General features: G+C 70.7%; 14 protein-coding genes. 5 read left to right on the top strand and 9 right to left on the bottom strand.

The window, feature by feature from the left end:
- Window positions 1–5 precede the first annotated feature (5 nt).
- On the top strand, window positions 6–2,369 hold the full coding sequence (locus VIG79_RS19445; protein WP_331888699.1) for an excinuclease ABC subunit UvrA: 2,364 nt from the start codon (window positions 6–8) through the stop codon (window positions 2,367–2,369).
- A 203-nt stretch (window positions 2,370–2,572) separates the two neighbouring features.
- On the opposite strand, the gene VIG79_RS19440 is transcribed toward VIG79_RS19445, so the two are convergent.
- On the bottom strand, window positions 2,573–3,400 hold the full coding sequence (locus tag VIG79_RS19440) for an alpha/beta hydrolase (RefSeq protein WP_331888697.1): 828 nt from the start codon (window positions 3,398–3,400) through the stop codon (window positions 2,573–2,575).
- Entirely contained in the window at window positions 3,397–4,227 is an 831-nt protein-coding gene (locus tag VIG79_RS19435; protein WP_331888695.1) for an alpha/beta hydrolase, read from the bottom strand. Before VIG79_RS19435 ends, VIG79_RS19440 begins: the two co-directional genes overlap by 4 nt.
- Window positions 4,228–4,280: 53 nt before the next feature.
- Between VIG79_RS19435 and pruA the strand changes: the two genes are divergently transcribed.
- Window positions 4,281–5,906 carry an L-glutamate gamma-semialdehyde dehydrogenase gene (gene pruA / locus VIG79_RS19430; RefSeq protein WP_331888693.1) on the top strand — a complete coding sequence of 542 codons (1,626 nt, stop codon included), beginning with the start codon at window positions 4,281–4,283 and terminating at the stop codon, window positions 5,904–5,906.
- Window positions 5,907–5,992: 86 nt separating this feature from the next.
- Here the strand turns inward: pruA and VIG79_RS19425 are convergent, their stop codons facing one another.
- From VIG79_RS19425 to VIG79_RS19415, 3 genes are read right to left on the bottom strand one after another with little or no spacing between them, the layout of a single operon-like run.
- Window positions 5,993–6,484, bottom strand: coding sequence for a DUF2505 domain-containing protein (locus tag VIG79_RS19425; RefSeq protein ID WP_331888691.1), 492 nt, complete (start codon window positions 6,482–6,484; stop codon window positions 5,993–5,995).
- A 4-nt stretch (window positions 6,485–6,488) separates the two neighbouring features.
- Entirely contained in the window at window positions 6,489–7,004 is a 516-nt protein-coding gene (locus tag VIG79_RS19420) for a hypothetical protein (RefSeq protein WP_331888689.1), read from the bottom strand.
- A complete protein-coding gene (locus tag VIG79_RS19415) occupies window positions 7,001–7,228 on the bottom strand; it encodes a hypothetical protein (protein WP_331888687.1) in 228 nt (75 codons plus the stop codon). Before VIG79_RS19415 ends, VIG79_RS19420 begins: the two co-directional genes overlap by 4 nt.
- A gap of 192 nt (window positions 7,229–7,420) precedes the next feature.
- Here VIG79_RS19415 and VIG79_RS19410 point away from each other — a divergent pair, with 192 nt between their 5' ends.
- The gene (locus VIG79_RS19410; protein ID WP_331888685.1) at window positions 7,421–12,298 is read left to right on the top strand and encodes an NAD-glutamate dehydrogenase; all 4,878 of its coding nucleotides are present in this window, start codon (window positions 7,421–7,423) and stop codon (window positions 12,296–12,298) included.
- A gap of 145 nt (window positions 12,299–12,443) precedes the next feature.
- On the top strand, window positions 12,444–13,928 hold the full coding sequence (locus tag VIG79_RS19405; RefSeq protein WP_331888683.1) for a sensor histidine kinase: 1,485 nt from the start codon (window positions 12,444–12,446) through the stop codon (window positions 13,926–13,928).
- 53 nt (window positions 13,929–13,981) lie between these two features.
- On the opposite strand, the gene VIG79_RS19400 is transcribed toward VIG79_RS19405, so the two are convergent.
- Window positions 13,982–14,230: a WhiB family transcriptional regulator gene (locus VIG79_RS19400; protein ID WP_331888681.1), complete on the bottom strand. Its 249-nt coding sequence runs from the start codon at window positions 14,228–14,230 to the stop codon at window positions 13,982–13,984.
- Window positions 14,231–14,739: 509 nt separating this feature from the next.
- On the opposite strand from VIG79_RS19400, the gene VIG79_RS19395 reads away from it, so the two are divergent.
- Complete coding sequence (locus VIG79_RS19395; protein WP_331888679.1) at window positions 14,740–15,168, top strand: hypothetical protein; 429 nt, start codon at window positions 14,740–14,742, stop codon at window positions 15,166–15,168.
- 75 nt (window positions 15,169–15,243) lie between these two features.
- On the opposite strand, the gene VIG79_RS19390 is transcribed toward VIG79_RS19395, so the two are convergent.
- From VIG79_RS19390 to VIG79_RS19380, 3 genes are all read right to left on the bottom strand, one after another.
- Window positions 15,244–15,840 (bottom strand): PadR family transcriptional regulator, encoded by a 597-nt coding sequence (locus VIG79_RS19390; protein WP_331888677.1) that lies wholly within the window; start codon window positions 15,838–15,840, stop codon window positions 15,244–15,246.
- Window positions 15,837–16,859, bottom strand: a complete 1,023-nt coding sequence (locus VIG79_RS19385; RefSeq protein WP_331888675.1) for a DUF4097 family beta strand repeat-containing protein — start codon at window positions 16,857–16,859, stop codon at window positions 15,837–15,839. The genes VIG79_RS19390 and VIG79_RS19385 overlap by 4 nt, the downstream gene beginning before the upstream one ends.
- Window positions 16,860–16,979: 120 nt before the next feature.
- Window positions 16,980–17,663, bottom strand: coding sequence for a GDSL-type esterase/lipase family protein (locus tag VIG79_RS19380; RefSeq protein WP_331888673.1), 684 nt, complete (start codon window positions 17,661–17,663; stop codon window positions 16,980–16,982).
- Window positions 17,664–17,689 lie beyond the last annotated feature (26 nt).

Raw genomic sequence — 17,689 nt, 5'->3', positions numbered from 1 at the left:
GGGCCATGACCACCGAGCCACACGTCGCCGACCGCCACGACGTGATCCGGGTCGTCGGCGCCCGGGTCAACAACCTCAAGGACGTCAGCATCGACATCCCGAAGCGTCGGCTCACGGCGTTCACGGGCGTCTCGGGTTCGGGGAAGAGCTCCCTGGTGTTCAGCACCATCGCCGCGGAGTCGCAGCGGATGATCAACGAGACCTACAGCGCGTTCGTGCAGGGGTTCATGCCGACGCTGGCGCGGCCGGACGTCGACGTCCTCGACGGGCTCACCACCGCGATCATCGTCGACCAGGAGCGGATGGGCGCGAACCCCCGCTCGACCGTCGGCACGGCCACCGACGCCAACGCCATGCTGCGCATCCTGTTCAGCCGACTGGGGTCGCCGCACATCGGCTCGCCCCAGGCGTACTCGTTCAACGTCGCCTCGATCTCCGGCGCCGGTGCAGTGACCATCGAGCGCGGCGCGTCGACGACGAAGGAGCGCCGCAGCTTCAGCATCACCGGGGGGATGTGCCCGCGGTGTGAGGGAATGGGCTCGGTCACCGACGTCGACCTCACGGCGCTCTACGACGCCAGCCTCTCCCTCAACGAGGGCGCCCTCACCATCCCCGGCTACAGCATGGACGGCTGGTACGGCCGGATCTTCCGCAGCTGCGGGTTCTTCGACCCGGACAAGCCGATCAGCCGGTTCACCAAGAAGGAGCTGCACGCGCTGCTCTATAAGGAGCCGACGAAGATCAAGGTCGAGGGGATCAACCTCACCTTCGAGGGCCTGATCCCGAGGATCCAGAAGTCGATGCTGTCCAAGGACATCGACGCCATGCAGCCCCACATCCGGGCGTTCGTGGAGCGGGCGGTCACCTTCACCGTCTGCCCCGACTGCGAGGGCACGAGGCTGAGTGCGCCGGCCCGGTCGTCGACGGTGAACGGCAAGAACATCGCCGACGTCTGCGCGATGCAGATCAGCGACCTGGCCGACTGGGTCCGCGAGCTCCGTGAGCCGTCGGTCGCCCCACTCCTCGCCGGCCTGCAGCACCTCCTCGACGCGTTCGCGCAGATCGGTCTGGGCTACCTCTCGCTCGACCGTCCGGCCGGGACGCTCTCCGGCGGGGAGGCCCAGCGGACCAAGATGATCCGCCACCTCGGCTCGTCCCTCACCGACGTCACCTACGTCTTCGACGAGCCGACGATCGGCCTGCACCCGCACGACATCCAGCGGATGAACGACCTGCTGCTGCAGCTGCGCGACAAGGGCAACACCGTCCTCATGGTCGAGCACAAGCCCGAGGCGATCGCCATCGCCGACCACGTCGTCGACCTCGGCCCGGGCGCGGGTTCGGCGGGCGGCACGGTGTGCTTCGCGGGCTCCCTCGACGGTCTCCGGTCCAGCGACACCGTCACCGGCCGGCACCTCGACGACCGGGCGAGGCTCAAGGACACGGTCCGCACGTCGACCGGAGCGCTGGAGGTGCGCGGGGCGTCCACCCACAACCTCCAGGACGTCGACGTCGACCTGCCGCTCGGCGTCCTCATCGTGCTCACCGGAGTAGCGGGGTCCGGCAAGAGCTCGCTGGTCCAGGGCTCCGTCGCCGGCCGCGACGGTGTCGTCACCATCGACCAGGGCGCGATCCGCGGGTCCCGGCGCAGCAACCCGGCCACCTACACCGGCCTGCTCGACCCGATCCGCAAGGCCTTCGCCAAGGCCAACGGCGTCAAGCCCGCGCTGTTCAGCGCCAACTCCGAGGGCGCCTGCCCCGCGTGCAACGGCGCCGGCGTGATCTACACCGACCTCGGGATGATGGCCGGCGTCGCGACCACCTGTGTCGAGTGCGACGGCAAGCGGTTCGAGGCGTCCGTGCTCGAGTACCACCTGGGCGGCCGCGACATCAGCGAGGTGCTCGCCATGTCGGTCACCGAGGCCGGGGCGTTCTTCGCGGAGGGGGAGGCGCGGATCCCCGCCGCCCACGCGATCCTCCGTCGGCTGGCTGACGTCGGCCTCGGGTACCTCACCGTGGGACAGCCGCTCACGACGCTGTCGGGAGGCGAGCGCCAGCGCCTCAAGCTGGCGACCCACCTGGGTGAGAAGGGTGGCGTCTACGTCCTGGACGAGCCGACCTCCGGGCTGCACCTCGCCGACGTCGAGCAGCTGCTCGCGCTCCTCGACCGGATCGTCGACTCCGGGAAGTCGGTCATCGTCATCGAGCACCACCAGGCGGTCATGGCCCACGCCGACTGGATCGTCGACCTCGGTCCCGGCGCCGGACACGACGGCGGGCGGATCGTCTTCGAGGGAACGCCCGCCGACCTCGTCTCAGCCCGCGCGACCCTCACCGGCGAGCACCTGGCGGCCTACGTCGGCGCCTGAGGGCGGGTTGCCGTCGTCAGGGTCCGGCCCTGGTGCTGGTTGTGGTCCCAGATGATGACGCGGTCCTGGACCGTCGGCGTGTTGCCGGTGACGTCGTGACGTCGAGACGCGGCGCCGCACAGCGGATGGTCTGCTCCCGCGAGAAACTGCCGCAACCTGCGACATGTTGAACCCGGTAGCCGGGCCCCCGTCAATTGGAGGCGCTACCGCGCGGCGTGGTCCGACCCGAGCCGTCGCCCCAGCCACGGGTCGACGGCGGCGTGGAACTCCTCGGTCTGCTGGTGGCGCACGTAGTGACCGGCCCCCGGCACGACGACGACCTCGATCGCCGGGTTGGCCATCTCGGCGACGACGGCCCGGCTCGCCTCACCGGTGATGACGTCGCCGTCCCCGGTGACCACCAGCGTCGGCGCATGGATACTCGGGACGCTCTCGGTCCACGGCGTCGTCGGGCGGCCCCCACCGGTGGTCACGTAGTCGAGGTCCAGGTCGAGCTTGGCCTCGACCCAGGGCCGGTACTCGGCCTCGGGCCAGCGTGGCTCGCGCTCCCGCAGCCGGTCGAGCTGCCCGTGCGGGTCGCGCTGGAACCCCAGCACCTCCTCACGCCGCGCCGCACCGACCGTGCGGCGCGGGCCGACCACGACCGGGGTGTCCCACGGCGGGTCGACGAGGACCATGGCGTCGACGAGCTCTCGTACGCGTCCGGCTGCGGCGGTGAGGGCCGCGCCGCCAAGGCTGTGGCCGACGGCGCCAGTCGGGATTCCGTTGCGTCGCAACGCGTTCAGGACGGCGATGGTGTCGTCGACGAAGACGTCGCCCGGTGCGTCGAGCTGGTCGGGGCGGAACCGCGGTGAGGACCCGTGCCCCCGCATGTCGACCGCGAACAGCCGGTATGCCGGTGACCAGCGGGCGGCTGCGTCCGGCCAGCAGCGGCCCGAGTCACCGTTGGCGTGGAACAGGACGAGCATCGGCGCATCGGCCGGACCACCGAGGTCGTGGACGCTCAGCCCCTCGACGGTGGTCTCGTTCATGGGTTCGTGGCGAACTGCTTGGCGACCCACGGGTCGACCAGCTGATGGAACGAGTCGGGCCGGTCACGTCGGGCGCAGTGACCCGCACCGGGGACCACCTCGATCTCGAGCCGGTCGTTGTGCACCCCCAGCAGCGCGGACCTCAGGTCGCCGGTCCAGATCCCCCGCTGGCCCAGCACCAGTAGTCCTGGGACGGAGACGGCCGCGGTGACCTCCTGCCACGGCGTGTGCACGGTGATCACCGGGTCGGCCAGCATGGCGAGATCGGTCATCAGCTTCGCCTCGAGCCAGGGCCCGCGCTCCGCCTTCGGCCAGTCCGGATGGTCGCGCTTCCCCTGCTTCTTGGTTGCCCGGGGGTTGGCCATCGTGGCTCGCGCCTCGGCGACGCGCCGCCGGGCGTCTTTTCCGCGCTCGGCCTCCGGGTAGCGGTCATTCCCGAGGGCCGGGTCCTCCAGCACCACCGCGCGCACCAGGTCGGGCCGTCGGCCGGCCAGGGCGGCGGCCGTCCCGGCGCCCATCGAGTGGCCGACGAGTATCGGCCGGTCGACACCATCGGCCTGCAACGCCTCGATCGCCTCCTCCAGGTCCGCGAGGTGGGTCTCACCGACACCGGCCGCAAGCTGCCCCTTGGCGAACCGTTCCGACTCTCCGTGGCCGCGGGCGTCCCAGGCGAGCACGCGGTAGTCGTCCTGCCACCGGGCGACCGCATCGGGCCAGCAGCGCCCCGAGTCGGTGAGGCCGTGCAGCAGGAGCAGGGTCGGCGCAGCGGCCTCGGTGCGACCGAACCGGTGGACCGTCAGGTCCTCGCTGCGATAGGAGGCCGCCATACGTGAAACCATAGGGGGCGCCGATCCGCCCTACCCGAGGAGGAGCAGCCCACATGGACGCTGTGACCCAGGTCCCCGCACCGGTCAACGAGACGGTTCTCGAGTATGCGCCCGGCAGCCCCGAACGGGCCGACCTCGAGATCGCGCTGGCGACGTTGGGCGCCGACCGGCGCGACCTCCCGCATACCATCGGCGGCCGTCGAGTGATGGGTGGCGGCAAGAGGTTCGACGTGCGGCAGCCGCACGCCCGCCGCAAGGTCCTCGGCACGCTGAAGAACGCGACGGTGGCCGATGCCCGCTCCGCCGTCGAGGCGGCCAAGGCCGCGGCTCCCGGCTGGCGGGCGCTCTCGTTCGACGACCGCGCGGCCATCCTGCTCAAGGCGGCCGAGCTGCTGTCCGGGCCGTGGCGCGCCCGGCTCAACGCCGCGACGATGCTGGGCCAGAGCAAGACGTGCTACCAGGCCGAGATCGACGCGGCGTGCGAGCTCATCGACTTCTGGCGGATCAACGTGCACTTCGCCCGGCAGATTCTCGCCGAACAGCCGCCGCTGAACTCGAAGGGCATCTGGAACCGCACCGACCACCGACCCCTCGAGGGGTTCGTCTACGCGATCACCCCGTTCAACTTCACCGCCATAGCCGGCAACCTGCCCACGGCACCGGCCCTCATGGGCAACACCGTCGTGTGGAAGCCGTCGCCGACGCAGAACCTCGCCGCCCAGCTGACGATGGAGCTGCTCGAGGCGGCCGGAATGCCGCCGGGCGTCGTCAACCTCGTGACCGGCGACGGGCTCAACGTCTCCAAGGTCGCGCTCGCCGACCCGGACCTCGCGGGTATCCACTTCACCGGGTCGACCCCGACGTTCCAGCACCTGTGGCGCGAGGTCGGTGCCAACCTCACGAGCTACCGCAGCTACCCGCGGCTCGTCGGCGAGACCGGCGGCAAGGACTTCGTCCTGGCGCACCCCTCCGCGGACCCCGATGTCCTGCGAACCGCCCTGATCCGCGGGGCCTTCGAGTACCAGGGACAGAAGTGCTCGGCCGCCTCCAGGGCCTACGTCCCGGCGTCCCTCTGGAAGGCCATTCGCGACGATCTCGTCGACATCACCAACGGCCTGCCCCAGGGCGACGTGACCGACTTCTCGAACTTCATGGGCGCGGTCATCGACGAGCGCTCGTTCGCCAAGAATGCGGCGGCGATCGACCGGGCCAAGGGGACGGCGAAGGTGAAGGTCATCGCCGGGGGGACCTACGACGACGAGGTCGGCTGGTTCGTGCGGCCCACCGTGCTCGAGGGCGAGGCGACCGACGAGTCGTTCCGCACCGAGTACTTCGGACCGATCCTCTCGGTCCACGTCTTCCCGGACGCCAGGTACGACGCGGCGCTCGACCAGATGGAGTCGTTCTCGCCCTACGGTCTGACCGGGTCGATCATCGCCCAGGACCGGGTCGCGATCGCCGACGCCACCGAGCGGCTGCGGTTCGCTGCGGGCAACTTCTACGTCAACGACAAGCCGACCGGCGCCGTCGTGGGGCAGCAACCGTTCGGCGGCGGCCGCGCGTCGGGGACCAACGACAAGGCCGGCGCCGCCCACAACCTCATGCGGTGGACCAGCGCCCGCTCGATCAAGGAGACCTTCGTCCCCGCGACGTCGCACGCCTACCCGCACATGGGCTGACCGCACCGGTCGGGACCGGCGGGTGGAGAGCCCAGCGAGCGCTAGAGCGCTCGGATATACCTCCACCCGGACAAAGTCGGAGTGGGTCAGCCGGCCAGCCAGGCGGTGCCGACCTCCTGCTCCTTCTCGATGGCGCCGAGGACGGGCCGCTCGGCCGCCTTCTCGATCTTGCCGCCGAGCAGCGGGATCTTGGCCTTGAGCTCACCGTCGATGTCGATGCGGGTGCCGAGCCCGCCGGCGGCGAGGCGCACCGTGCCGTGCATCGCGATCGGCGCGTCGCCGATGGTGATGACGATGGTCCCGGTCCGTGACCCGTCGGCGGACGCTCTGCTCCAGATGAGCGTCTCCGTCACGCGGAGCTTCGACCCGATCATCGACTTCGCGAAGTCCGGGAAGCCCTCGGTGGAGATGACCCGGCTCGTGACGATCTCCGTCTGCTCACCCTTGGCGGTCACCGACTCGGTGTGGGACAACGGGTGTGTCGCCTCGACCTTGGCCGCCTGGAAGGCGGGATCCGCCAGCATGACGAACACGTCCTCGGGAGTCGCGGCGTAGTCGAAGAACGTCGTGATCCTCATGGCCTCACCGTAGCGAACGGGTCCGGGACGTCGTGGCGGCAGCCGCCAGTGCCGCCGTGCCGTCGACCATCACCCGGGCCGTGGCAGCCCGAGCCCGGCCGAGCCGGCTCGCCAGGCGGTCGGCGTGGCGCTGCAGGTCCGGCTGGGCGCGATGGCGTTGCTGGGCCAGCTCGGTGGTCAGCACGCCCCACGGCTCGACCACGCGCAGCCCGTCCAGCTCGAGGCCGGCCGCCGCGGCCTCGCCCTCCAGCCGGCGGACCGCCACGGCGATCTCCGCGAGCTCTTGAGCGAGGTGCTGCAGCGCCGACCCGCTCGCGTCGAGCCGGTCGACGACCGCATCGAGCAGCCGCAGGTCGGCGTCGAGGTCCGTGACGGTGGCCGTCGCGTCCGGGTCCCGTCGCAGCCGGTCGGTGCGTTCGGCGAGCTCACCGCGCAGCGCCGTCAACCGCGCCGCGTGCGACCGGAACGCCCCGCCCAGCTGCGAGCACGACCCCGGGTCTCCGGTCACGCCGTCGATCACGGGCGCTCCAGCACGAGGGCGCGCAGCGTCTCGGCGACCGACTCGTCGAGGGCGCGCAGGGCGTCGGCCGCCTGCTCGACGAAGTCGTCCACCGCGCGACCGGTCGTCCGGTCGCCGGTGTCGGGGACGTGGCCGAGCACGTCCTCCGCCTGCGCCCGCGCCGCCTCCCGCACCGCGGTGAGGGTGCGGACCAGCCCGTCGCGGCGCGGACCCGGCGTCGTCACGGTCGGAGCCCACTCGGCGTGGTCACGCCTCCACGGTAGGCGTTCCGGCGAATACCCCCTCGGCGTTCTCCACCGCCCCGGCCTGAGCGCCCCGCATACGGCCCACTGTCCAGCATGTGAACAGGGGCGATACCCTCGAACGGCACCCGAAGACGCGTGCCCGCGAGACCAGATGAAGGAACACGACCAACGATGTCGGCGACGCTCGAGCAGTCCCGGACCCAACAGCTGCGCGCCGCCGCCGAGCACGCTCCCGAGGAGTCCCGGGAGGACGTCGACCGGCTGTTGCACGTCTTCTACCGCCACACCGCGACCGAGGACCTGCTCGCGCGCGAGCCGGAGGACCTGCTCGGGGCCGCGCTGGCCGAACGCGACCTCGGCCGCCGGCGTGCCGTCGGCACCGCCAACGTCGACGTGACGAACCCGACCGTCGAGTCCCAGGGCTGGTCCAGCGGGCACACCATCGTCCAGGTCGTCACCGACGACATGCCGTTCCTCGTCGACTCGGTGACCGCCGCACTCGACTCGCTCGGGCGCACCGTCCACCTCGTCGTGCACCCGCAGCTCGTCGTCCGCCGGGACGCCGTCGGCACCCTGGAGGAGATCTACGCGGACACGCCGGCCGAGGACGAGTTCGGCGTCGTCACCGAGTCGTGGATGCACCTGGAGGTCGACCGCGTGGCTTCGGCGGAGGACCGTGAGGCGATCTCCGCCACGCTGCGCACCGTCCTCGGCAACGTGCGCGACGCCGTGGAGGACTGGAGCAAGATGCGCGAGCGGTGCAGCAGCATCGCGGTCTCGCTGCACGGCAGCCCACCCGTGGGGATCCCGGCGGAGGAGGTCGGCTCCACCGCCCGGTTCCTCGAGTGGCTGGCCGCCAACCACTTCACCTTCCTCGGCTACCGCGAGTACACCCTCGACGTCGACGACCAGGGCGAGAACCTGCTCTCTCCCGTGAGCGGCACCGGCCTCGGCATCCTGCGGTACGACCGGCCGGCGTCCGAACCGGTCGCGCGGCTGAACCCGTCGGCCCGCAAGAAGGCCCGCGAGCGGGAGCTGCTCATCATCACCAAGGCCAACTCGCGCTCGACCGTGCACCGGGCGACCTACCTCGACTACGTCGGCGTCAAGGTGTTCGACGAGCAGGGGCGGGTCACCGGCGAGCGCCGGTTCCTCGGCATCTTCGCCTCCAGCGCGTATGCGGAGTCCATCCTCCACATCCCGATCCTCGCCGAGCGCGTGGCTCACCTGCTGGAGCGCGCCGGCTTCACGCCGGACAGCCACTCCGGCAAGGACCTCGTGCAGGTCATGGAGAACTACCCGCGCGACGAGCTGCTCCAGACCGACCCGGACGACCTCGTCGACATCGCCCTGTCGGTGATGCACCTCCAGGAGCGGCGCAAGACCAAGCTGTTCCTGCGCTACGACATCTACGAGCGGTTCGTCTCCGCCCTCATCTACCTCCCCCGCGACCGCTACAACACGACGGTCCGGCTGAAGATGGAGGACATCCTGCGGCGGACGTTCGACGCGGAGAGCGTGGACTACACCACGCGCGTCTCCGAGTCCGCCCTGGCCCGGCTGCACTTCGTGGTCCGGGTGCCGAAGGGCGCTCCGATCCCGCAGGTCGACGAGTCGGCGCTGGAGCGCGAGATTGTCGAGGCGACGCGGACCTGGGACGAGGATCTCGTCGAGGCCCTGCGGGCGGATGTGGGCGACGAGGCCGGCGGCCGGCTGATCGGGTTGTACGGCAAGGCTTTTCCCGAGGCGTACAAGGAGGACGTCCATCCCCGGGTGGCGGTCACCGACATCCGTCGCATCGAGATGCTCGACTCCGACGACGCCGTGCAGGTCGGGCTGCACCAGGAACCGGGCTGCCCGCCCGACGAGCGGCGGTTCAAGCTCTACCGCCGCGGCCCGCTCACCCTGACCCGCGTCCTGCCGATGTTCACCCACCTGGGCGTGGAGGTCATCGACGAGCGGCCCTACGAACTCACCCGCAGCGACGGCGTCCGTGTCTACGTCTACGACTTCGGGCTGCGTACGCCGAGGGTCGAGGACTGGGGCGTCGCCGACGACCATAACGCCCGCCGGCTGCGCTTCCAGAACGCGGTCCGGGCGGTGTGGACGGGAGCCGCGGAGTCCGACGGCTTCAACGCGCTCGTCCTCGGTGCCGGGCTGACCTGGCGCCAGGTCGTCATCCTGCGGATGCTCGCGAAGTACCTGCGGCAGACCCGGTCGACGTTCTCGCAGGACTACGTCGAGGCCGCCCTCGTCGCGAACCCCGCGATCTCGCGGCTGCTCGTCGAGCTGTTCCAGAACCGGTTCGACCCCGATCGGTATGCGGGAGAGGCGGGCTCCGAGCGGGCGGCGGCCGAGTCGACGATCGCCGACGCGGTGCTCGCCGCCCTCGACGACGTGAGCAGCCTCGACCAGGACCGGATCATCCGCGCCCTCCTCGGGGTGGCCCAGGCGGCGTTGCGGACGAACTTCTACCAGACCGACCCGGTGGCGGGCGGTCCCAAGGCCTACGTCAGCCTCAAGCTCGACCCGACCAAGGTGCCCGACCTCCCGGCGCCCCGGCCGATGTTCGAGATCTGGGTCTACGGCCCGCGCGTCGAGGGCGTCCACCTGCGGTTCGGCAAGGTCGCCCGTGGTGGGCTGCGGTGGTCCGACCGTCGGGAGGACTTCCGTACCGAGGTCCTCGGGCTGGTCAAGGCGCAGATGGTCAAGAACGCCGTCATCGTCCCGACCGGGAGCAAGGGCGGCTTCTACGCGAAGCAGCTACCCGACCCGACCGTCGACCGCGAGGCGTGGCTGGCCGAGGGGGTCGCCGCCTACGAGCTGTTCATCTCGGGCCTGCTCGACCTCACCGACAACCGGGTCCAGGGCGAGGCGGTCCCGCCGCCCGACGTCGTGCGGCACGACGGACCCGACACCTACCTCGTCGTCGCAGCGGACAAGGGGACGGCCACGTTCTCCGACATCGCCAACGCCAAGGCGCAGGAGTACGGGTACTGGCTCGACGACGCGTTCGCCTCCGGCGGCTCGGCCGGCTACGACCACAAGGCGATGGGGATCACCGCGCGCGGCGCGTGGGAGTCGGTCAAGCGGCACTTCCGCGAGATGGACGTCGACACCCAGACGCAGGACTTCACGGTCGTCGGCGTCGGCGACATGTCCGGCGACGTGTTCGGCAACGGGATGCTCCTCTCGGAGCACATCCGGCTCGTCGCGGCGTTCGACCACCGGCACGTCTTCGTCGACCCGACGCCGGACGCCGCGACGTCCTTCGCCGAACGGCGTCGGCTGTTCGAGCTGCCGCGTTCGTCGTGGGCCGAGTACGACCGCTCCCTGATCTCGGTCGGTGGCGGCGTGTTCGACCGGTCGGCGAAGTCGGTACCGATGTCGCCCGAGGTGGTCACTGCACTGGGGCTGCCCAAGGACACGTCGCACCTCACCCCGGCCGAGCTCATCCACGCGATCCTGCTGGCCCCGGTCGACCTGCTGTGGAACGGGGGCATCGGCACCTACGTCAAGGCGTCCACAGAGACCAACGCCGAGATCGGCGACCGGGCCAACGACGCGATCCGCGTCGACGGGAACGCGTTGCGGGTCAAGGTGATCGGCGAGGGCGGCAACCTCGGTTGCTCCCAGCTGGGCCGGATCGAGGCCGCCCTCAACGGGGTTCGCGTCAACACCGATGCGATCGACAACTCCGCCGGCGTCGACACGTCCGACCACGAGGTCAACATCAAGATCCCGCTGACCGGGCTGGTCCAGGAGGGCGACCTGACCCTCAAGCAGCGCAACGTGATCCTCCAGTCGATGACCGACGAGGTCGCCGCCGAGGTGCTGCGCGACAACTACGAGCAGAACGTCCTGCTCGGAAACGCCCGCGCGCAGCAGTACTCGATGCTTCCCGTGCACCAGCGGCTCATCCACTGGCTGGAGGAGCGCGGCGAGCTGAACCGAGCGCTGGAGTACCTGCCCTCGGACGCCGAGATCGCGAAGCGGCGCGCCAACAAGCTCGGGCTCACCTCGCCGGAGTTCTCGGTCCTCGTCGCCTACGCCAAGCTCGCGCTCAAGGCCGACCTCACGCCGACGGCGCTCGCCGACGACCCCTGGTTCCAGCAGACGCTGACCGAGTACTTCCCGCCGCAGATCCAGGACGAGTATGCGACGCCGCTCGCCGCCCACCCGCTGCGGCAGGAGATCGTCATCAACGCGGTGGTCAACTCGATGGTCAACCGGGGCGGGATCACCTTCGCCTTCCGGGCCGGTGAGGAGACCGGGGCGGACCCTGAGCAGGTCGCACGGGCGTTCGTCGTGTGCCGCGAGGTGTTCGGGCTGACGTCCTACGTCGCCGAGATCGAGGCCCTCGACAACGTCGTGTCGACGCAGACGCAGACGATCCTCTACCTCGAGTTCCGGCGACTGCTCGACCGGGCGTCCCGCTGGTTCCTCTCCACGAGACCCACCAACATCGACGTCGTCGCTGAGGTCGAGCGGTTCCGCGCAGCGGTGGCCGAGTTCGCGCCTCGGGTCGGGGAGGTGCTGCAGGGTTCGGAACGGCGTCGGCTGGAGAAGCGGATCAAGGAGCTGGAGAAGCTCGGCGTCCCCGCGGCCACGGCGACGCGCGCGGCCTCGTTGCTCGACCTCTTCTCGCTGCTGGACGTCGTCGACCTCGCCGAGGAGCTCGAGCTGCCCGTCGAGGAGGTGGCCGCCGTCTACTACTACGCCTCCGAGAAGTTCACCATCGACCAGATGCTGACGCTGGTCAGCAAGCTGCCGCGTGACGACCGGTGGGACGCCCTGGCTCGCGGGGCGATGCGCGACGACCTCTACGCGGTGCTCGAGTCGCTCACTAGGTCGGTCCTCGTCGCCAGCGACGGCGGCGACACCCCGGCGAAGCGGTTCGAGTACTGGGCCGACGCCAACCGTGACGCGCTCAAGCGGGCCAGGACCGCGCTGCACGGCGTCGAGCGCCTCGACAACGCGGGGCTGGCCGCCCTGTCGGTGGCCCTTCGTACGCTGCGCTCGGTGCTCCGCGCCGGCCAGCCCGCCTGACCCACCCGGGACCTCCGAGGGCACGTCGCGGTTCAGGTCGCGCCGCATGTGGTGGTGGCAACATCAACGGCGACATGAGGTGCGACCTGACCGGACCGTTGAACCGGGCGGTCCCGGTACGCGTGCCGCCGGATAGTGTCGGGTCGTGCCGACGCTCGCCGAGCTCCTCCAGGAGCACTCCGAGCTGACGGGCGCGGACTCCGAGTGGCTGCACCTGCTCGTGGGCGACTGGCAGCTGCTGTCCGACCTGTCCTTCGCGGACCTCGTCCTCTGGGTGCGACTGTCGCCGGTGCAGTGGGAGGCTGTGGCGCACGTCCGGCCGACGACCGGTCAGATGGTCTTCTTCGAGGACCAGGTCGGGATCAAGGCCACCCGTGTCCGCGCGGAGATCCTCGAACAGGCCTTCGCCGAGTGCCGGATCGTCCGCGAGCGCGACACCGAGTGGGGTGACGACCTCCCCGTCCGTGAGGAGTCGATCCCCGTCGTGCGGCAGGGCCGCGCGGTCGCCGTCATCACGCGGCATACGAACCTGTCGATGATGCGGACCCCGAGCCGCCTGGAGCTGACCTACCTCGCCACGGCCGACGCGTTGTCGCGGATGATCGCCGCGGGCGAGTTCCCGAACTCGTCAGCGCCCACGGGACTGCGACGCGGTGCCCCGAGGGCGGGGGACGGGGTGGTACGCCTCGACTACGACGGGGTCATCACGTATGCCAGTCCCAACGCGGTCTCGGCGATCCACCGCCTCGGGTGGCCGGGTGAGGTGATGGGCGGCTCGATGTCCGAGATCGTCACCTCGGTCCTGCGCGACTCGTCCCCGGTCGACGAGGGCCTGCCGCTCGTCCTGACCGGACGCCAGCCCTGGCGCACCGAGGTCGGCTCGCGGGCGGCGATCGTCACGATGCGGGCGATCCCGCTGACCGAGGCGGGGCAGCGGTTCGGCGCGCTGCTGCTGCTCCGCGACGTGAGCGAGCTGCGCCGCCGGGAGCAGGAGCTGCTCACCAAGGACGCGACGATCCGCGAGATCCACCACCGCGTGAAGAACAACCTGCAGTCCGTGGCCGCCCTGCTCCGGCTGCAGGCCCGGCGTACCGAGGACGAGCAGGCCCGCGCCGCGCTCCAGGAGGCCGAGCGACGGGTGGGAACCATCGCGCTCGTCCACGACACCCTGAGCAAGGGGTTCGACGAGACCGTCGACTTCGACGAGGTCGCCGACCAGGGCTTCCGCGCGGTTGCCGAGGTGGCCGCCTACGACAAGCGGATCGAGCGGCAGCGCACCGGTGACTCGTTCGGCCGGCTGCGCGCCGAGGACGCCACGTCGCTCGCGATGATCCTCAGCGAGCTCGTCCAGAACGCGATCGAGCACGGCTTCCCGGCCGACATCGGTGGCACGGTCACGGTCGACGTCAAACGGGTGGTCGGCGTCCCGGGCGCTCCGGACGTGCTGACCGTGAAGATCACCGACGACGGGGTCGGCATCGGTACGGAACGCCGACCCGGGTCAGGCCTGGGTACGCAGATCGTCCAGTCCCTCGTGCAGGACCTTCGGGGGACCATCCGGTGGTCACCGGCGGAACCGCACGGCACTCAGGTCACCTTCACGGCGGCCCTGCGCCCACTCAAAGGCTGACCGCCCGGCGATGTCGCCGGGCGGTCAGCAGGACGCGTGAGAGGGGACCGGGTTCAGCCCGCGCGACGCGCCCTGGCGTTGCGGCGCTTGAGCGCGCGGCGCTCGTCCTCGGAGAGGCCGCCCCAGACGCCGGCATCCTGCCCGGACTCGAGCGCCCACTTCAGGCACGTCTCGGTGACCTCGCAGCGACGGCAGACGGCCTTGGCCTCCTCGATCTGCAGGATCGCCGGGCCGGTGTTCCCGATCGGGAAGAACAGCTCAGGGTCCTCGTCGAGGCAGGCAGCGCGGTCGCGCCAGTCCATGCTGATCGTGCTCCTTGATGAGGCGGTGGGCGCCGTGCGGACCGGGGTGGGGCCGGTCGTCGGGCGAGAGTGGCTGCGGGGGGAGCCAGTGGCGGGAGTGGTGGAGGTTCGGGGGACCCGGTGGGGTCGGGTGGCGCTGGTCGTCATCCTCGTCGTCATCTGTTCGTATGTCTCGTCGGATTCTCGGGGGATTCTCGGGGGATTCTGGGTGGAGTGGTGGTGGTCTGGCCTGGACGCACGTCCACGTCGGCGTTTCACCGGTGGACGGGCGGTTCGATGGTCACTGGGAGCGGGTGGCGAGGCAGCGGCGCTGCTTCCTCGTCGGTGCCGTGTCGGGTCTGATCTCGACCTCACGGCTCGGCACCCCGGGCAACGCCCGGGGACGCTCCGATGTTCCAGGGCCGCCGTACAGTCTGACGGCTGCGGTGCCTCAGGGCAACCATTTCGAGGTCGAGATGATATTGGTCCCCCGAACCGGTTCAGTTCACGTGCTCGCTAGGCTCGGGTCCGTGACGCAGGCCACACCGGAGCCGACGTCGGGCGACGCGGTTTCCCGGCCGGTACGCCGCCCGTGGGCCGTGGCCGCGGGCGTGGTCTGCGTACTCCACGTCCTGGTCCTCCTGGCGCTGGCCGTCTTCTACGGCCTCGAGCTCCTGCGTGGCGAGGGGAGCAGCCCGACCACCGTGGTGATGTCGGGCGTGCTGATCCTCGTGTTCGCCGTTCTCCTGGCGCTGCTGGCGCGGGTGTGGTTCGTCGGCTCGAGTCGCGGCGCGGTGCCGACGTTCGTCTGGAACGGCCTGCTCATCCCCGTGGTCGTGGCGCTCTACGGCGCCGAGGAGTCGGTCATCGCGACGGGGCTGCTCGCTCTCGTGGTGCTCGGCGTCGTGACCACCGCGGGCGCACTCGCGACCAGGCGACCCGGCCCGACACCGACCTGACCCTCGCATACCGCTCCTCGGACCGTGTAGGGCCGGTTCGCCTGCTGGCGAACCGGCCCTGTCCGACGAACCGGGTCAGCGGTTCCCGACGACCGCCCGTATGCGAGCCGCCGCGTCGGTGAGGATGTCGACGACCTCCCGGGTCTGGTCCGCGGTCAGACCGCCGCGGCGCCACGCTCGGCGGACGTCGCTGCGGAAGGTGTTGACCGCCTGCTCGAGGTCGGCGTAGGCCGCCGCCTCGCCCCGGGTCCAGGGCTCGTGGCCGCCGACCGGAGTGGCCGTCGCTCGTGCCTCGCGGGCCGCGTTCTTCAGCTCCGTGCGCAGGTCGGCCGCCTGGTGCTGCACCCGTGAGCGCACCTGTTCGGCCAGCTGCCGGACCGACTGGTCGAGGTCGTCCCGCAGGTCCTGGACATCGGCCTGCCGCGCCCGGACCTCGGCCCGGCCGGCGTCGGTGATGGCGTAGGTCGCCTTCCGTCCGTCGTCGGTGCGCTGGACCAGGCCCTCCTCCTCCAGCTTGGCCAGCCGGGGATAGACCGTGCCGGCGCTCGGCGAGTAGAGCCCGTTGAAGCGGCTCTCGAGCTCCTGGATCACCTCGTACCCGTGTCGCGGCCCCTCGTCGAGCAGCACGAGCAGATAGAGGCGCAGCTGTCCGTGGGCGAAGACGGGGCTCATCGGGCACCACCCTCGGAGCCCTCGGAGCCCTCCTCCGGCCGGGTCGTCCCGCCGGACTGGTCCGCCGGATGCTCGCCGGGCGGGGTGTCCTGCGGCATCGGCGACGTGCCCTCGGTGCGGATCTGCGCCGTCGGCTCGCCGGTGGGCGGCGGAGGTGCGTCCTGAGGCGTCGGCGCGGTGGACGCCTCGCTGGAGCGCAGCACGACGATGCTGCCGGACACCGCGTTGGCCTTGATCTCCAGCGCACCGTCACCCTCGCGGAGGTGACCGACGCGCTCGTGACCCTTCGACCCGCCGCCGAAGCCCTTGGACAGCTGACGGCCGTCCACCACGATCGAGCCGCTGGCCGTGTTGGCCTCGACGTCGAACCCCGTCAGGGGCGCTCGGACCGTGACGTCGCCGGACACCGAGTTGGACCGGATGTGCGACGAACCCGAGGTCAGGTCGAGGGCGATGTCGCCGCTGACCGTGTTGATCTTGACGTCCGGAAGGCTGCTGCGCTGCAGGGTCACCATGCCGGAGACCGAGTTGACGCTGGCGCTCCCGGTGAGGTTGTCGCCGTCGACCGTGCCGCTGACGGTGTACATGTCGACCTGGCCCTGGACGTCGCTGACGATCAGCGACCCGGAGACGCTGTTGACCTTGACGACGTTGCGCAGTCCGGAGACGACGGCCTCACCGCTGACCGTCGCCACCGTGGCCGACGCGTCGGTGGGCACAGAGATGCTGATCGTCACCTTGTTGCGCCCGAAGTGCTCGAAGGTCCGCTTGAGCATCTCCATGACGTTGTTGTTGTCCCACTCCTTGCCGTGGAGCACGCGGAGCGTGACGCCGTCCCAGGTCACCTTCACCGGCAGCCCCTCGACGTTCGTCACCTCGATCCGCGCGGTGGGGGAGTCGTCGTGGGTGACGACATCCACCCGTCCGCCGACGATGCCGACCTCGAGCTTGCCGACCCGCTCGTTCTCGTCGCCGATGTCGAGGACTCGTGGCCCCTCGATGCGCCATTCCTGCGTCATGCGCCTCTCCCTTCGCGCGCGTCCCGGCTGATCCGAGTCGCGTTATATCGCGTTCAGAAGGACACGTTATATCGCGTATGCGTCGAACGCAAGCCCTGGGGAGAAGGGTCGCGAGGTGGACTAGGAGGAGATCCGCATCCAGTCGTTCCAGCCGTTGTGGAGGACCAGCCAGGCGATGAGGCCGTACCCCGCCTGTCCGGGGTGGACCCGGTCGGGCGACGCGTTGACGTCGGAGAGCCACTGCTCGTGTCCGACCAGGGGGGTGAAGCAGTCGACGTAGGCCACCCCGCGGCGGGCGCAGACGTCGGCCTGCGCCTCGGCGAGCGCCTCGATGCGGGGGTTCCACTCGGTCTCGAGGCTCGGGGTCAGGCCCACGCAGAACACCGCGATGCCGCTGGTCGTCGCCTCGTCGAGGATGTTGGCGAGGTTCAGCCGGGACCGGGCGAGGCTCACGCCCGTGGCGATGTCATTGGCGCCCACCGAGACGACCAGCCGACGCTCGGTCCGGTTCACCCAGCGCAGGGCGGTCTCGCTGCGCCACCGCGCCATCACGCCGGCCGAGGTGTCGCCGCGCACGCCGAGGTTGTACGCGGTGAGGTCGAGGTCCGGGTGCTGGGTCCGGCTGACCACGCGTCCGACCCAGCCGAGTCCCTTGGGATCCCCGTAGCCCGCGGTCATCGACGAGCCGACGAAGCACAGCCCGACGTCCCGGCGCCCTTCGGCCACGTTGAACTCGGCGCTCGGGGTGAACTGAGGTTCGTGGTGCGTCTCGGCCGCGGCGGCGGCGGTCTCGTCGTCGGTCACCGGGTCATCGTTCCACGCGGTCGGGT

Source organism: Lapillicoccus sp., assembly GCF_036559105.1.
GTDB lineage: Bacteria > Actinomycetota > Actinomycetes > Actinomycetales > Dermatophilaceae > Lapillicoccus.
This window is presented reverse-complemented; position numbering and strand designations above follow the sequence as displayed.

What these genes read in the sequence shown, in the direction of transcription:
- VIG79_RS19390 (WP_331888677.1), bottom strand. Translation starts at nt 15,840, where the DNA reads ATGAGCCCCGTCTTCGCCCACGGACAGCTGCGCCTCTATCTGCTCGTG.
- pruA (WP_331888693.1), top strand. Translation starts at nt 4,281, where the DNA reads ATGGACGCTGTGACCCAGGTCCCCGCACCGGTCAACGAGACGGTTCTC.
- VIG79_RS19435 (WP_331888695.1), bottom strand. Translation starts at nt 4,227, where the DNA reads ATGGCGGCCTCCTATCGCAGCGAGGACCTGACGGTCCACCGGTTCGGT.
- VIG79_RS19425 (WP_331888691.1), bottom strand. Translation starts at nt 6,484, where the DNA reads ATGAGGATCACGACGTTCTTCGACTACGCCGCGACTCCCGAGGACGTG.
- VIG79_RS19410 (WP_331888685.1), top strand. Translation starts at nt 7,421, where the DNA reads ATGTCGGCGACGCTCGAGCAGTCCCGGACCCAACAGCTGCGCGCCGCC.
- VIG79_RS19400 (WP_331888681.1), bottom strand. Translation starts at nt 14,230, where the DNA reads ATGGACTGGCGCGACCGCGCTGCCTGCCTCGACGAGGACCCTGAGCTG.
- VIG79_RS19385 (WP_331888675.1), bottom strand. Translation starts at nt 16,859, where the DNA reads ATGACGCAGGAATGGCGCATCGAGGGGCCACGAGTCCTCGACATCGGC.
- VIG79_RS19440 (WP_331888697.1), bottom strand. Translation starts at nt 3,400, where the DNA reads ATGAACGAGACCACCGTCGAGGGGCTGAGCGTCCACGACCTCGGTGGT.
- VIG79_RS19445 (WP_331888699.1), top strand. Translation starts at nt 6, where the DNA reads ATGACCACCGAGCCACACGTCGCCGACCGCCACGACGTGATCCGGGTC.